This window comes from Nocardia brasiliensis ATCC 700358 (assembly GCF_000250675.2).
In the GTDB taxonomy this organism is placed as follows: Bacteria; Actinomycetota; Actinomycetes; order Mycobacteriales; family Mycobacteriaceae; genus Nocardia; species Nocardia brasiliensis_B.
On the sequence record NC_018681.1, the window covers coordinates 289,708 to 303,379 of the forward strand.

Here is a 13,672-nt window from a genome sequence, read left to right on the forward strand (position 1 = left end):
CCTTCCCCGGACTGCCACCATCGTGACAGCAGCGCGCGGTCCTGGCCACCGAAGGCAGCACATCGGCAGTACTGTGGATGGCATGGCTCAGGACCCGGTGCGGCTGCGCCGTCGGATCAACAAACTCAACGGGCTGGTAAAGCTGTTGCAGAAACTGGGAATCTCGTTCAGCGAGATGCACATCCTGACAGTCCCCGGCCGTCGCACCGGCGAACTGCGGACCGTCCCGCTGTCGGTGCTCCCGATCGCCGGCGAGCGCTACGTGTTCCAGGCCTACGGGAAGTCCGCTTGGGTGGCCAATGTTCGCGCGGCGTCGACCGTGACGTTATCCCGTGGCCGGCGCTCGTCGGTGGTGCGGATGGTCGAATTGCCTGTGGCGGAACGCCGTACGCTGCTGCGTGACCATGTCGCGCACGGTCCGGCCCGGTTGGACGAATGGTTCGTGAAGACCGGACTGGTCGCGGAGGCGACCCCGGCGGCCCTGGCCGAAGCGGCCGAGCGGATCGCGGTGTTCCGGATCGAGCCCGCCTGACCTGTTTCCAGGTGACCGAGCGCTGATTCCGGCAATTTTTTTCCGGCATCGGCGCCTGCCGTCGTTCATCAATATCCCGTTGTCCAGCGGGTATCGTTCCCTCGGCTGCTCGTCTCCCGGAAACAGTGCTCTATCGCCCGACGCGATCTCCCGCATATTCCGGCGCAGCGAAATTGCCGAGCGCATACGCGAGGACAGTTCCTACTCATTCGGAGGCGTCATGGATTGGGAGCGGTGGCAGGAAAGCTGGGACCGGCAGCAGGAGTTCTATATGCCCGACCGCGAGGAGCGGTTCCGGGTCATGCTCGATATGGTCGAGGCCGTGGCCGGATCGACGCCGCGGGTGCTCGATTTGGCCTGCGGCACGGCGACCATCAGCAGGCGGCTGTTCGCGCGGCTGCCCGCGGCGACCTCGGTCGGCATCGATCGTGATCCGGCCCTGCTGGCCATCGCTCGTGGCACCTTCGCGGACGACGCCCGGATGACCTTCGTGACCGCCGATATCAAGTCGCCGGACTGGATGTCGCAGCTGCCCGACGAACCGTTCGACGCGATCGTCACCGCGACCGCACTGCACTGGCTGAAAGCCGAACCACTGGTCCGCCTCTACGGTGACCTCGGCAAACTGCTCCGTCCCGGCGGCATCTTCCTCAACGCGGACCACATGCCCGACCCGGGTACACCGCTGCTGAATGCCCTGGACGAGGCGGTGCAGCAGGCGCATCAGCAGCGGGTCACCGAGGCCGGCACGCTGGATTGGGCGGATTGGTGGGTGGCCGCGGCCGCCGACCCGCAGCTCGCCGCCGACGTCGCCGCCAGCCGGGAAATCCTGAGCACCCATGTCACCGGCGAGACCCATCCCGTCGACTGGCATCTCACCGAACTGCGCGAAGCGGGCTTCCTCGAAGCGGGCGTGATCTGGCGCTCGGTCACCGACGCCTTGGTGGCCGCCATTCGCTGATCCGATAAGGGGTTGGCTGCGCGGGCGTTGCGCGCGAGACTGGGGAGGTGAGCAGTCGCCTCCGGGAGCGAACGTATGAGCGGATGCTCGGGCTGGCCGCGGCCGGCCTGAGCACGGCCGATCTGATCGATGAGGCGGCGGTGCTGCTGGCCGCGGCGGTACCGCACGACTCCGGTTGCTGGCACACCACCGACCCGGACAGCATGGTCGAGACGGGCTATCGATCGTTCGATATGCCGCCGCCCGACGCGGAGGTGGCGCGGTTCGCGTACCTGCCCGACGACTACAACTCCTTCGTCGCCCTCGCGCTCGGCGAACGGCACAGCGGGGTGCTGAGCGAAGAGACCGGCGGACAGCTGGAGCGCAGCATTCGCTATCGGGAACTGTTGCGCCCCAACAACATGACCGGCGAGCTGCGCACCGCGCTGGTGATCGACGGTGCCTGCTGGGGCAATATCTCGCTGTTCCGGGAGCGGCCGCACGACTTCAGCGCCGACGAACGCGATTTCGCGCACGATCTCGCCGCCGTGCTCGGGCGCGGTTTGCGCACCGCGGGCGTGCTCGCCCGCTCGGCGCCCGGCAACGAGCTGCGGTGGCCGGGCGTGCTGGTGCTGGATGCGGCGGGGCAGATCCTCTCGATCTCGCAACCCGCGCGTTCTTGGCTGGCCGAACTCGGCTCGGCCGACGACGCGCTGCCGTTCGCGGTGCTCGCTCTGGCCGAGCGGGCGCGCACCGAACAGGAGGCGTCGGCCCGGGTGCGCGGGGGCACCGGGCGGTGGGTGTCGTTGCACGCGTCGGCCACCGACACCCAGGTCGCGCTGGTCTTGCAGGCCGCGCACCCCGGCGCCGTCGCGCCCTTGCTCTACGCGGCCTTCGGGCTCACCGCACGGGAACGGGAAGTCCTCGAGCTGGTCGTTCAGGGCTGCAGTACCGGCGAGATCGCCGAACGGCTGTTCATCTCGCCGCTGACCGTGCAGGCCCATCTCACCGCGATCTTCGCCAAAACCGGCATCCGCAGCAGACGCCAGCTCACCGGCCTGCTGTACGGGCGCGACTAGCAAGAAATACGAGAAATCTGCGATAGGCCGGGCCCTCGGCCGTCCGTAGCGTCCTTTGCACCAGGTCCCGGGAGGTGGACCGTTCCGGTGGGAAGGGTGATGTCGGATGTCGATGGCCGGACACGAGGTGGACTCCGCAGGCAGAGTCGTCGAACTGAATGTGCTCGACCCGGCGTTCCGGCCGGATTCGGCGGAGGTCGCCGCCGCCCGTGCCGCGAACTGGTACGCCCGCACGCCGATCGGGTTCGCGGTGTTGCGGCATCGCGAGGCCGCGGCCTTGCTCGCGGACCGCCGCGTGCGCTGGGGCGGCGTGGAATCCTTGGCCGCGCAAGGAATTACCTCGGGGCCCGCGGTCGAATGGATCGGCTCGGTGCTCCCGAGCGTAGAAGGCGCCGATCACACCCGGTTGCGGCAATTGGTGAGCAAGGCGTTCAACCGGGCCGCGGTGGACCGGCTGCGACCGGTAATGCGTTCGGTCACAGCGGAACTCATCGAGCCGATCGTTGCCGCGGGCGAGTGTGAGTTCATGGCGGACTTCGCGGACCGCTATCCGGCGCGGATTCTGTGTGAGCTGCTGGGTGTGCCGCGCGAACGATGGGAGGACTTCCGTCGCCTGCCGAGCGAAATCGGTTTGATGTTCAGTGTTTCCGCGGCCGCACAGCTGGATCGGATCGAGACCGCCCTGGCGACATTGCACGAAGCGATCGATGAACTGATCGAGCAGCGCCGCACCACCCCGTCCGACGATCTGCTGACCGATCTCATAGCGGCTGAGGAAGCGGGGGACCGTCTTTCACCGATCGAATTGCGCGCCATGACGAGTGCGCTGCTGTTCGCGGGACAGGACACCACCCGCCAGCAAATCGGTCTGGCGATGCAGACCTTCCTCGACTATCCGGAGCAGTGGCGGATGCTGGCCGCGGATCCCGCCATCGCACCTCGGGCGGTCGAGGAGATCATGCGGGTCGCGCCCGCGGTCAACACGATCTGGCGGATGACCGACGAGACCATCGAATTCGAGGGCCTCACCATTCCTGCGGGCAGCTTCATCAACATGCTGACCAATGCCGCGAATACCGATCCCGCCGTATTCGGTGCCGCCGAATTCGATATCACCGCAACCAGACCCGCATCGCACCTCATGTTCGGCGGCGGTATCCACTACTGCCTCGGCGCAGCACTGGCCCGCGCCGAGATCGCCGAAGCCCTCCCGATTCTGGCCCGCCGGCTCCCGCACCCCGTCCTCGCCGCCCCCAGCCGACCCGGCCCCACCCTCGGCCCCACCGGCCCCCTCACCCTGCCCCTGCGCTTCGAAACCCCGACCCCGTGATCGCAGGCTGCGCATTCAAAGGTCTGGTGAGCGAAGAACGGTCGCGGTTCGCGCGGCCGGCGCCTGTGGCGATGCACAGCGCGGACTCTGCATCCCATCGCCGCGGCTCGGTGCGTGTGCGCGGCCAACGCGCGACCGCTGTCGGCACCGCCGGCATCGAACCTCGAGGTAGCGTGCCAGCCGTGGCCGGTTGAGGTCGGATCGAAGGGGAACATCGGTGGTCGCGTGGCGAGAGACAGCGTCGGACCTGGCGCAATCCGATCTGGACGGCTTGCTCGACGAAGCCTTGACGGTGGCAGAGCAGCGGCTGACCGAACACGGGCAGCTCGTTCCTTTCGGTCTCGTCGTAGACCGAAAGGGCACAACACAGTTGATTACCGCCGAGGCGGCGGGCGCGACGCAATCGCTGGCGCTCGGCACCGCGGCGATAGGCGCGATGCGGAGCCGGATCCGGGCGGCCGCGCTGGTCGTCGACGTCCGGCTGCCCGACACCGGCGGCGACGGGGTCGAAGTTTTCCTGGAGCATGCGGAAGGCATCGCGTTGACAGTTCTCGAGCCTTATCGGCTCGAGGGGGAGAACCTTTCCGTCAGCCCGTTGGAAGCGTCGACAGCGCAACGCCGCATCTGGCGCTGACCTCGAGCACCGTCAGCTCTCGTCGTAGCGGGCGATTCTTTCCGCGGTCCGGCGATGCCATTTGTTCTTGCTGGTCAAGAACGGTTCGATCTGCTCGCGCACCCCTTGGGGCCGTAGTTTCGCGAGCGCGTCCAGGGCGTGGCCCTGGACGTCGGTGTCATCGAGTTGGGCGAGGGCCACCTCGGCGGCGCGGGGATGGCGGGACTTGCCGAGCCAGCCGACCACCATCTGCCGATCCGCGCCGAAGGCTCGGTTCGCCGCGATATCGGCAAGTTGGTCGAAATAGTCGATCCCGGCGGGGATTTCATAGATCGAGTTGCCTGCCGCCCATCGCGTCCGGGCACTCATCGGCTTGGCCACATCGAACTGAGAGATCAGTGCGGGCACTGCCGAGGTCTTGCGGGCTTCCTTGCGGCCGAGTGCGTTTGCCAGACTCAGCCGGGCGAGCTCGCGCCCTTCGGTTTCGGGGCCGGGCCACCGCTTTTCCAATTCGGACAACCATTGCGCGACCACTTCGACAGCCGGCGGAGTGAGCGAAACACTGTTCGGGATATCAGGGATGGTCTGACCGTATCCACCCGCTTGCCGATATTCTTCGAGCAGCTCGGCCGCGGCGGCGTCGTCTGTCGTCGTCAACTCTTGAAGTCCATCGGCACGTGTTTGATCTTCCCCTGATTGATCAGATCCTGGATCTCTGATGCTAGCTTGGTGTTCTTGTCGGTGACGAGCACGAACTCATAGCCGTTGGTCTCGCAGTAACTGACGAAATCCTTGATCTGATCAGTGTATTCCTGGCGCTCCACGTTCTTGACCTCGGTCAACCGCTTGTTCGTGGTATCCAGGTCGTCCGGGATGCGACGGCTGGCCGTACCCGAAGCAGACGGTATCGACGTCTTCGGCTTGGTCGGATCGATACCGGCTCGGGCCTCGGCTTTGGCTCCTTCGAGCTTGTTCTTCCGCCGCCGCTCGGCCGAGGTCGGCTCCGGCGGCCGTTTGAGCTGCTTGTCCAGTACCGGCTTGAATTTCGTGTTCACGCTGTTCACCACGGTGGTCGAAACCCCGGTGAGAATGGTGGCGGTCATGTCGCGGGCGCTGTTCAACCCGGTCAAGACATTCTCGATCTGCCTGCGGCTGTAGGCGATCTCGAGCTCGGCGACCACCTTGATCGCCTTTTCGATCGGCTTACCGATGGTGGCGGCGTTGAGGTCGTTGACCGCCTGGACCAACTTCTCCACCCGCAATTCCCACTCGATGTCCTGCTGCGCGAGCCGTAGGAGACCGGCGTACCCACTGGTCGCCCCGCCCTGCTGGCGCATGGCATCGGCGAGCAGCGAGACGCCCTCGAACACGGTCGTGTGGGTCTCGCCGATGGTGGGAATCTCCTCGGAGGTGGAGCCCAGCAGGCTCTTCATCTTCGGCGTGATCGCGTCATCGAGCGCCTGATAGCTGCTCGCGGCCGCGATCCAGCTGTTGGCGGCGTTCTCCATGAGGTCGGCGTCTCCGTCGATCCACTCGACCGCGCCCATCACGTCTTTCCAGAGCGACGGTTCGGCCCGCGTGCCGCCCGCCGGGTTTTTCGGCGGCCGGGCCTCGGCGGTCTGCGAGCCCGGATCGGCGTCCGGCAGCGTGCCGCCGGGAGTGTTGTAGGAGTCCGCCTGTTCGGACTGGTCGTGATTGACTCCGCTCTGTCTGACCAGCGCCGCCATCTGGGCCAGGGCCCGGGTCGCCATACCCGCCGTAACCAGCGCCTCCACCGCGGATTTGAAGTAGGTCCCGCCCCACGACCTGCTACCGGAGTCCGAGCCACTCATCTTGACGGCCGCGCGCAATTCCCGGTCCAGTTTCAGCAGCGCCGCCGAAGCCGACCGGCTCGCTCGGCTGTATGCCCCGGCGACCTCGTAGAACAACTCGGGGTCTACATCCAGTTCGGACAACCGCCTCAGCCCTGCCACATGTCGACATTGGCCTGCACCGCGGCACTGTAGTTCGCGTGCGCGGCCACCGCGGCTCGGCGCATATCGCCGACACCGTCATGAATGTCCTTGGCGGCTGCCATGAGTCGCCGATGCGAATCCTGCTGTGCGATCGCCGCGTCCCCTTCCCACACGCCGTGCATCTTCGTGACCGCCGCGTCGAAAGCTTTGATCTGCTCGTCGAAGAATCCCTCGAATCCCTTGATGCGCGCGATGACCGAGTCCAGCAGGGTGAGATCTACGCTATGTCGCATCGGGCAAATCCAACGAGAACGCCACCGCTTCGATGGCCTCGGCATGCACCTGCTGCTGTTCCAGGTAGGACTCTGCGCCCGCATCCAAAGCCACCGTGGTATCGGCTATGGCGTCCAAGAGATCAGCGATTCCTTGTTTGACTTCGGTGTACCCCTGCGCGAACAGCCCGCCCTGGTAGCCCTGCCAGGTTTTGGTCAGCGAAACCACGTCGGTATCAAGCGATTTGAATCCGGACGAGAGTTCGTCCAGCAGGTATTTGATCGTTTTCGCGGCGGCGGCGAGCTCTGCGGGCACAACGCGCAACGTGCGGCCGTCCGATGATTGATCGTCGCTCATTGAACCCCCCGGGAGCGCTTGCTGCGCCTGACACTACCAAATAGTGTCGCGCCGCGCGCATTTCGATCGAACGCGCACTGTAGACCTGGGGGAAACGCGTCGGTCGACGCGAAAGATTCGGGGGCGCTTCACTGTTCGATGCGGTGGCGGGACAGTAGGGCGCGGAAGATGCGGAGTCGGGAGGCGGAGCGGGGGGTTTCCTCGACCTGCGGTCTGGATCGTGGGCGGGTCGGCCAGGGGCTGCCGGGTTCGCCGAGCACGTCGCGCTCGTAGGCCAGGTACCAGTGTTCGTGGTCGGGCATTGCCGCCTCCTCGTGGTCCGGACGGTAGTGCGTACTGGACCCGAGCGTTACCGAGACCGGCCGTTCGAAGCAACGGCCGGTCTCGGTTTGCACGTGGAGCGTGCTGTATGCCTATTTGACGCCGATCGGCTTGCCGAAGAACGAGGCCACGGTCTCGCCGAAGGTTTGGGCGAGCAGACCCAAACCCTCGGGATTCAGGACCATTAAGCCCGCGTCGGAGGTGCTGCAACCGGGTGCGGCCGGTTTGCCGTCGAGCCGGTCGCGCAGCCAGAGCAGGGCGGTCGCGACGCCCGAAACCTCCGTCGTCACATGCTCGCCGAGATGTTCGCGGACGTACTGGACCTGCGCGTCCGGGCTCTGGCAGTACGTGTCCACGAGGGTGTTGACGGGGCCGACCGGAATCAGCTCGTCCGGGTTGGCCTGGTAGATGAACATGGGCATGTCGGGCACTGCCTTACCCATGCGGGTCTTGTCCAGGGTGTCGCGCACCACCGGGTTGCGCATCGGGTCGCCTTCCGGAACCCGCAGCATCCCTTTCAGATTCGCGAACGGGAACAGTCCGGTGTTGTACTGCACGCACAGGCCGCCCTTGACCACGGACAGCACCTGACCGAGTGGATCCAGGTCGCGGTTGAGCAGCGCGCCGAACTCCGGGTACTCGCGTCCGATGCCGAGCACGGCGCCCATGATCATGCCCGCCCACAGTTGGCCGTTGCCGTTCTCCAGCGCCGCGCCGAAATCGGCGGGTACGCCGCCCTCCGCGGCCGCGACGATGTTGAGTTCGGGTGCGTAGGACTGCTTCAGCTCGGCGGCATGGCCGGTCGCGATCGCGCCGCCGGAATAGCCGTACATGCCGATGCGCGCGTCCGGTGTCAGTCGCATGGGACCGAAATCCCTTGCGGCCCTTATTCCGTCGAGGGTGATCCGGCCCGCCAGCGGTCCGGCCGCGAACGCGCTGTCCGGACCCTGGTGGTCGGGAATGACCACGCCCCAACCCTGTTGGAGTGCGCCCTGCGCGATGACGAATTCGAGCGGGGCGACGATCTGTCCGACGAAGGTGGCCAGCGACCACTGCTGCACCGCGTACGACGGCGAGCAGTACGCGGCCAGCGAGTCCTCGGCGATCTGCATCGAGACCAGCTTGTCCGGCGCCGATCCGCGCGGCTTCAGCACCGTCGCGACGGCGGGGATGGGTTCGTCGCGGCTGTTGTTCGACCGGTACGACACCTGCCAGGCGTCGACATTGACCGGGATCAGTCCCGCGTTCGCGACATTGACCTGCCGCGCCGCGATGATCTCACCCGGCGCTTTGGCCGCGACCACCTCGGCGGGCGGGCGGTAGAACCCGGGATCGAGTTCGGGCGGCACCGGTACCGGCGCGGCAGGCTGCACCGGAACCGGCACCGCCCCCTCCGGCGCCCCCGCCGCGATACCGGCGTTCAACGTCGCCGCCGACGCCGTGATCGCCACCGCCAGCACAACCAACCGCCGAGACCACTTCGTCAACACGGCCATCTCCCTAACCCATTGTGAGACCACATCGACTCACATCTGAGCCGAACCTACCCCGGCGTTTGCCGACGAGCAATAGTCCGTCTCGGACGGATCGATGCGGCTTCGCGCCAAATCTCCCTCGACTCCACCCGCGCAGATCCAGCTACTACCAGCCGATATATGGATTGACCTGGCATTACCTGAGACTGCATGCCTCATGTACCTCCGTCGCAAAGAGTGCTCGCGCCGTCATGGACACCGACGTGTCCCCGACAGTGGAAAGCCGCGAGATCGCGATTGCTGTACGCCGCGCGGAGGGGTGCTGAACGGCTCTGGGCAACTGTCGAGAGGAGTCCTCGGGGCGGTTCGGTTAGTGGAATCGAGTGGCGACAGCGACGGTGGGTGGCGCGTAATGTAACTCGGGTCACACTTCGACGGCGCATGGCGGTCGTCAAGGGACGGGGGCTCGGTATGGACTGGAAGATCGTTGCCGACCGCGGGGTCAGGGTTCGGCGGGGTGCGCGGCTGCGCCTGACGGTCTTGATGAGCGCGGCTGTGCTGTTGCTGATCGGGACGCCGCCCGCCGGCGCCGACAATGCCGACGGTGACTGGCCGATGTGGCAGTTCGATCTCGCGGGTTCGCGCTACAACCCGCACGAGACGGCGCTGACCCCGGCCACGGTGGGCGCGCTGAAACTGAAGTGGGCCTTCGCATTTCCCGACACGATCGCCGCGTCCAGTCAGCCTGCCGTAGTGGACGGCACCGTCTATGTCGGCGGTCGCAACGGGACCTTTTACGCGCTGGACGCGAACACCGGCGCGACGCGGTGGTCGTTCCAAGCCGAGACGCCCCTCGGCGGAAACCTCCCGACCTACGGGTTGCGCAACGGGCCCGCGGTCATGGACGGGATGGTCTTCTTCGGCGACAACTCGGCCAGGATGTGGGCGCTCGACGCGCAGTCCGGCGCCCTGCGCTGGGTTCGCCAACTGGACGCGCACCGGTTGGCGATCATCACCGGCTCGCCGCTGGCCTTCGACGGTCACATCTATGTCGGTGTTTCCAGTCAGGAACTCGGCAGTGCCACCCTCGACCACTACCCGTGCTGCACCTTCCGCGGCAGTGTGGCGGCGCTCGACGCCGCGACCGGCGACATCCGGTGGCAGCACTACACGATTCCGCCGCCGGAGCCGACGCCGAGCGGGTCGCCGCCGTTCGCGCCCAGCGGTGCGCCGGTGTGGTCGTCGCCCACGATCCATCCGGAATCACGCACGCTGTACTACACCGCGGGCAACCCCTACACCGGCTATCCCGAAGGGGCGGAAGCGATCGGCGCGCTCGATCTCGACACCGGGACCACCCGGTGGGTGCGCCGGATGACACCGGGGGACGCGCCGTGGAACGGCCGCTGCACGTATCCGCCGCCGGGCGGCAACTGCCCGGATCCCGGCCACGATTTCGACTTCGGTTCGCAGCCGAACATTTTCGAGATCGGTGACCGGCTGGTCGTCGGCGCCGGGCAGAAGAGCGGGGTGTTCCACCTGCTCGACGCGGTCACCGGCGAGATCATCTGGCAGACCAGGTTGAATACGCCGGTCCCGGTGCTGCCCATCCCGGGTTCGGAGTCGCTGCAAGGTATCCAGTGGGGCGCCAGCTACGACGGTCAGCGCCTGTACGTCGCCACGTATCAGGGCACGCCGGGCACGCTTTTCGCATTGCACCCGGCGACCGGCGACGTCCTCTGGAGTACGCCGAATCCCGCGCACGGTTGCCTGTTCGACCCGCCGCCGCTGCCGATGCTGCCGCTCTGCCAGCTCGCGATGCCGAACGCCGTCTCCACCACCCCGGGCCTGGTCTTCGAGGGCAGCATGGACGGCAAGATGCGCGCCTTCGCCGCCGACACCGGCGCCATCCTCTGGGAATACAACACCGCCCGCTTGTTCCACACCGTGAACGGCGTCCCCGGCGTCGGCGGCGGCATCAACGGCCACGGCGCAGTGATCGCCAACGGCATGCTGTTCACCAACTCCGGCTACGGCCGTCAGATCACCACCGGCATGCCCGGCAACGTCCTGCTCGCCTTCGGTCTGTGAACAACCGCCGTGCACGGAGAATGCGAAAGACCCCGCACAGCTGAACCGGCGGGGTCTTTCGTGGCGGAGGATAGGGGATTTGAACCCCTGAGGGCGTTAACCCAACCCGCGTTCCAGGCGAGCGCCATAGGCCACTAGGCGAATCCTCCGTGGAGCAGCATACCGGTAGGGGGAGGGCGGACGCCAAATGGGGGCGGTGGGAGGGCGGAAGTACCTGTTCGGGCTGTTTTCGGCGGGTTCGGGGACCCCCGGGGAACCACGCTGGGCGCGGGAGCGGCTACACTGGCCGACGGATCCCGCGCGGCGCGCATCCTGTGAACTCCCCCAGGGCCGGAAGGCAGCAAGGGTCAATGGGCTCTGCCGGGTGCGCGGGGTCCCCTTATATTTTCGGGGCTGCGCACGGACCTCGTCCGGCTGACGGATAACGCCTCCAATTCCGAGCAACACACGGGTAACGTGAACACGGTTCGTCTGCACATGCGCCAGGCGGATCGAATGCCCGGCCGCCGCACATCGTCCGGCCGACACCCCACGTCCCCGCAAGCTTCGAAAGGCTGCCCAGGATGCCCCGGCAAACGCAGATCGGTTTGATGAGCCACGAGGAACTCGTGTCCGAGCACGAGACTCAGAACGCGAACTACGCGACGCTCAAGACCGAGAAGCTCACGCTGGACCTGACGCGCGGAAAACCTTCTCCGGAACAACTCGACCTGTCCGCCGCCCTGCTCACCCTGCCCGGCGAGGGTGACTACCGCGACGCCGCGGGCACCGACTGCCGCAATTACGGCGGCCTGCAGGGTCTTCCGGAACTGCGCGCGATCTTCGGCGAACTGCTCGGCATCCCGGTGGACAACCTGATCGCCGGCAACAACGCCAGCCTCGAGCTGATGCACGACGTGCTGGCCTTCGCGATGCTGCACGGCACCAACGACTCCGAGCGCCGCTGGGTTGCGGAGGAGAAGCTGAAGTTTCTGTGCCCGAGCCCCGGCTACGACCGGCATTTCTCGATCACCGAGACGCTCGGCTTCGAGATGATCCCGCTGCCCCTCGGTCCCGACGGCCCGGACGCGCACGCCGTCGCGGAGCTGGTGGCCAACGATCCGCAGATCAAGGGCATGTGGGTGGTGCCGAACTACGCCAACCCGAGTGGCGTCAACTACTCCGAAGAGGTTGTCCGGGAACTGGTTTCGATGCCGACCGCGGCACCGGACTTCCGGTTGATCTGGGACAACGCCTACGCCGTGCACCCGCTGACCGATACCGCCGCGCCGGTGCTCGACGTGCTCGGTCTCGCCGCCGCGGCCGGAAACCCCAACCGGCCCTTGGTGTTCGCGTCCACCTCGAAGATCACCTTCGCCGGCGGCGGGGTGAGTTTCCTGGGCGCTTCGACGGCGAACCTGGACTGGTATCTGCAGCACCTGTCGAAGAAATCGATCGGCCCGGACAAGATCAACCAGCTGCGGCACGTGCGGTTCTTCGGCAACGCCGAGGGCGTGCGCGCGCACATGCAGAAGCATCGCGCCATCCTGGAGCCGAAATTCGCGGCGGTGCTGCGGATTCTGGAGGACCGGCTGGGCGCGTCGAAGGTGGCGTCCTGGACCGAGCCGAAGGGCGGCTACTTCGTCAGCCTCGACGTGCTGGAGGGCACCGCGAGCCGGGTGATCGCGCTGGCGAAGGACGCGGGTATCGCGCTCACCGCCGCGGGTTCGGCGTTCCCGCTGCGGAATGACCCGGAGGACAAGAACATTCGGATCGCGCCCAGCTTCCCGAAGCTGCCGGAGCTGGAAAAGGCGATGGACGGCCTGGCCACCTGCGTGCTGCTCGCGGCCACCGAGAAGCTGCTCGGCAAGTAGCCGGAACAGCGGGGCGCGTTCGGTACGCGCCCCGCTGTGCGCCTATTCGGGCTTGTGCGCGAGCACCGCGAACATGGTCACCGAGAGGTGGATGTCGCCGCTGGCCGCGCCCGCCTCGAGATCCTCGAGCAGCCGGTCGCGCTGTTCCCCGGTGATCACGCCGCGGGCCACCGCCATCGCCGAGATGCGGTTGACCAGCGAGCCCGCGCCCACGGTGCGGTCCTGCACCAGCGCGTGCGAGCCGATCTCGTCGATCACCAGCCCCGCCTTGGTCAGCTGGCCGGGCAGCCTGCGGCCGGAGAACGGGTTCGTGGTCGCGGAGATCAGCGTGTCGATCACCTCGCGCACCACCGACCGTTCGCCCGGATGCACGATCGCCGTGCCCCAGTCGCTGTCCACCACCACGACCCGGCCGCCGGGCCGCAGCACGCGCGCGATCTCGTTGGCGGCGCGGGCGGGCGCGGTCAGATGCTGGAACACCCGCTCGCACAGCACGGCGTCGAAGCTGTCCGCGCCGAACGGCAGGCCGTAGGCGTCGCCGGAGTGGAACTTGGCGATCGAGCCGGCCTGGGCCGCGCGGCGTTCGGCGGAGGCGAGCAGGTTCGGGTCGGGCTCGACGCCGACCGCGACACCGTCCGCACCGACGGTGTCCGCGAAGGCCAGCACCTCCGATCCGGTGCCGGAGCCGATGTCGACCGCGCGTTCGCCGGGACGCAGCGCGAGCGCGTCCTGGGCCCAGGTCCGCAACCTGCGGATTCCGGGCAGTGCGGCTTGCAGATCGCGTACGTCTACGAGCTGGTCCTGGCCTGCTCGGTCGAACCGATCCGGGCGCAACGTGTAGGTGTCCATGCTC

At 67.1% G+C, this 13,672-nt stretch carries 14 protein-coding genes, 1 tRNA gene and 1 other RNA gene; 8 read left to right on the forward strand and 8 right to left on the reverse strand.

Annotated features, from left to right (window positions below; genetic code table 11):
* Window positions 1-82 precede the first annotated feature (82 nt).
* From O3I_RS01285 to O3I_RS01310, 5 genes are all read left to right on the forward strand, one after another.
* Window positions 83-532, forward strand: a complete 450-nt coding sequence (locus O3I_RS01285; RefSeq protein ID WP_014981079.1) for a nitroreductase/quinone reductase family protein — start codon at window positions 83-85, stop codon at window positions 530-532.
* Between the two features lie 220 nt (window positions 533-752).
* Entirely contained in the window at window positions 753-1,493 is a 741-nt protein-coding gene (locus O3I_RS01290; RefSeq protein WP_014981080.1) for a class I SAM-dependent methyltransferase, read from the forward strand.
* Between the two features lie 47 nt (window positions 1,494-1,540).
* On the forward strand, window positions 1,541-2,551 hold the full coding sequence (locus O3I_RS01295; RefSeq protein WP_141691663.1) for a helix-turn-helix transcriptional regulator: 1,011 nt from the start codon (window positions 1,541-1,543) through the stop codon (window positions 2,549-2,551).
* 106 nt (window positions 2,552-2,657) lie between these two features.
* Window positions 2,658-3,881, forward strand: coding sequence for a cytochrome P450 (locus O3I_RS01300; RefSeq protein ID WP_014981082.1), 1,224 nt, complete (start codon window positions 2,658-2,660; stop codon window positions 3,879-3,881).
* A gap of 271 nt (window positions 3,882-4,152) precedes the next feature.
* A complete protein-coding gene (locus tag O3I_RS01310; RefSeq protein ID WP_141691664.1) occupies window positions 4,153-4,515 on the forward strand; it encodes a hypothetical protein in 363 nt (120 codons plus the stop codon).
* 12 nt (window positions 4,516-4,527) lie between these two features.
* Here O3I_RS01310 and O3I_RS01315 read toward each other — a convergent pair whose 3' ends face one another.
* From O3I_RS01315 to O3I_RS01340, 6 genes are all read right to left on the reverse strand, one after another.
* Window positions 4,528-5,151 (reverse strand): HEAT repeat domain-containing protein, encoded by a 624-nt coding sequence (locus O3I_RS01315; RefSeq protein ID WP_014981084.1) that lies wholly within the window; start codon window positions 5,149-5,151, stop codon window positions 4,528-4,530.
* Window positions 5,148-6,467 (reverse strand): putative toxin, encoded by a 1,320-nt coding sequence (locus tag O3I_RS01320; RefSeq protein ID WP_237748237.1) that lies wholly within the window; start codon window positions 6,465-6,467, stop codon window positions 5,148-5,150. Before O3I_RS01320 ends, O3I_RS01315 begins: the two co-directional genes overlap by 4 nt.
* The gene (locus tag O3I_RS01325) at window positions 6,455-6,742 is read right to left on the reverse strand and encodes a WXG100 family type VII secretion target (RefSeq protein ID WP_014981086.1); all 288 of its coding nucleotides are present in this window, start codon (window positions 6,740-6,742) and stop codon (window positions 6,455-6,457) included. The genes O3I_RS01320 and O3I_RS01325 overlap by 13 nt, the downstream gene beginning before the upstream one ends.
* Complete coding sequence (locus O3I_RS01330) at window positions 6,732-7,079, reverse strand: WXG100 family type VII secretion target (protein WP_014981087.1); 348 nt, start codon at window positions 7,077-7,079, stop codon at window positions 6,732-6,734. Before O3I_RS01330 ends, O3I_RS01325 begins: the two co-directional genes overlap by 11 nt.
* Before the next feature lie 128 nt (window positions 7,080-7,207).
* Window positions 7,208-7,381: a hypothetical protein gene (locus tag O3I_RS45310; protein ID WP_167829095.1), complete on the reverse strand. Its 174-nt coding sequence runs from the start codon at window positions 7,379-7,381 to the stop codon at window positions 7,208-7,210.
* Between the two features lie 111 nt (window positions 7,382-7,492).
* A complete protein-coding gene (locus O3I_RS01340) occupies window positions 7,493-8,896 on the reverse strand; it encodes a lipase family protein (RefSeq protein ID WP_041562343.1) in 1,404 nt (467 codons plus the stop codon).
* A gap of 420 nt (window positions 8,897-9,316) precedes the next feature.
* On the opposite strand from O3I_RS01340, the gene O3I_RS01345 reads away from it, so the two are divergent.
* Entirely contained in the window at window positions 9,317-10,966 is a 1,650-nt protein-coding gene (locus tag O3I_RS01345) for a PQQ-binding-like beta-propeller repeat protein (RefSeq protein WP_051066467.1), read from the forward strand.
* A gap of 61 nt (window positions 10,967-11,027) precedes the next feature.
* Here O3I_RS01345 and O3I_RS01350 read toward each other — a convergent pair.
* Window positions 11,028-11,115, reverse strand: a tRNA-Ser gene (locus O3I_RS01350).
* A 139-nt stretch (window positions 11,116-11,254) separates the two neighbouring features.
* Here O3I_RS01350 and ffs point away from each other — a divergent pair.
* Together ffs and O3I_RS01355 are read left to right on the forward strand one after the other, a co-directional pair.
* Window positions 11,255-11,349: signal recognition particle sRNA small type (ffs, locus tag O3I_RS43310), an RNA gene on the forward strand.
* Between the two features lie 180 nt (window positions 11,350-11,529).
* On the forward strand, window positions 11,530-12,819 hold the full coding sequence (locus tag O3I_RS01355; RefSeq protein ID WP_014981090.1) for an aminotransferase class I/II-fold pyridoxal phosphate-dependent enzyme: 1,290 nt from the start codon (window positions 11,530-11,532) through the stop codon (window positions 12,817-12,819).
* Window positions 12,820-12,861: 42 nt separating this feature from the next.
* Here the strand turns inward: O3I_RS01355 and O3I_RS01360 are convergent, their stop codons facing one another.
* Window positions 12,862-13,668 carry a methyltransferase domain-containing protein gene (locus O3I_RS01360; protein WP_014981091.1) on the reverse strand — a complete coding sequence of 269 codons (807 nt, stop codon included), beginning with the start codon at window positions 13,666-13,668 and terminating at the stop codon, window positions 12,862-12,864.
* Window positions 13,669-13,672: the final 4 nt, after the last annotated feature.

Excerpts from the sequence above, each read along its gene's own strand:
- O3I_RS01285 (WP_014981079.1), top strand. The coding sequence starts at position 83 with ATGGCTCAGGACCCGGTGCGGCTGCGCCGTCGGATCAACAAACTCAAC.
- O3I_RS01290 (WP_014981080.1), top strand. The coding sequence starts at position 753 with ATGGATTGGGAGCGGTGGCAGGAAAGCTGGGACCGGCAGCAGGAGTTC.
- O3I_RS01300 (WP_014981082.1), top strand. The coding sequence starts at position 2,658 with ATGTCGATGGCCGGACACGAGGTGGACTCCGCAGGCAGAGTCGTCGAA.
- O3I_RS01325 (WP_014981086.1), bottom strand. The coding sequence starts at position 6,742 with ATGCGACATAGCGTAGATCTCACCCTGCTGGACTCGGTCATCGCGCGC.
- O3I_RS01330 (WP_014981087.1), bottom strand. The coding sequence starts at position 7,079 with ATGAGCGACGATCAATCATCGGACGGCCGCACGTTGCGCGTTGTGCCC.
- O3I_RS45310 (WP_167829095.1), bottom strand. The coding sequence starts at position 7,381 with ATGCCCGACCACGAACACTGGTACCTGGCCTACGAGCGCGACGTGCTC.
- O3I_RS01340 (WP_041562343.1), bottom strand. The coding sequence starts at position 8,896 with ATGGCCGTGTTGACGAAGTGGTCTCGGCGGTTGGTTGTGCTGGCGGTG.
- O3I_RS01345 (WP_051066467.1), top strand. The coding sequence starts at position 9,317 with ATGGCGGTCGTCAAGGGACGGGGGCTCGGTATGGACTGGAAGATCGTT.
- O3I_RS01355 (WP_014981090.1), top strand. The coding sequence starts at position 11,530 with ATGCCCCGGCAAACGCAGATCGGTTTGATGAGCCACGAGGAACTCGTG.
- O3I_RS01360 (WP_014981091.1), bottom strand. The coding sequence starts at position 13,668 with ATGGACACCTACACGTTGCGCCCGGATCGGTTCGACCGAGCAGGCCAG.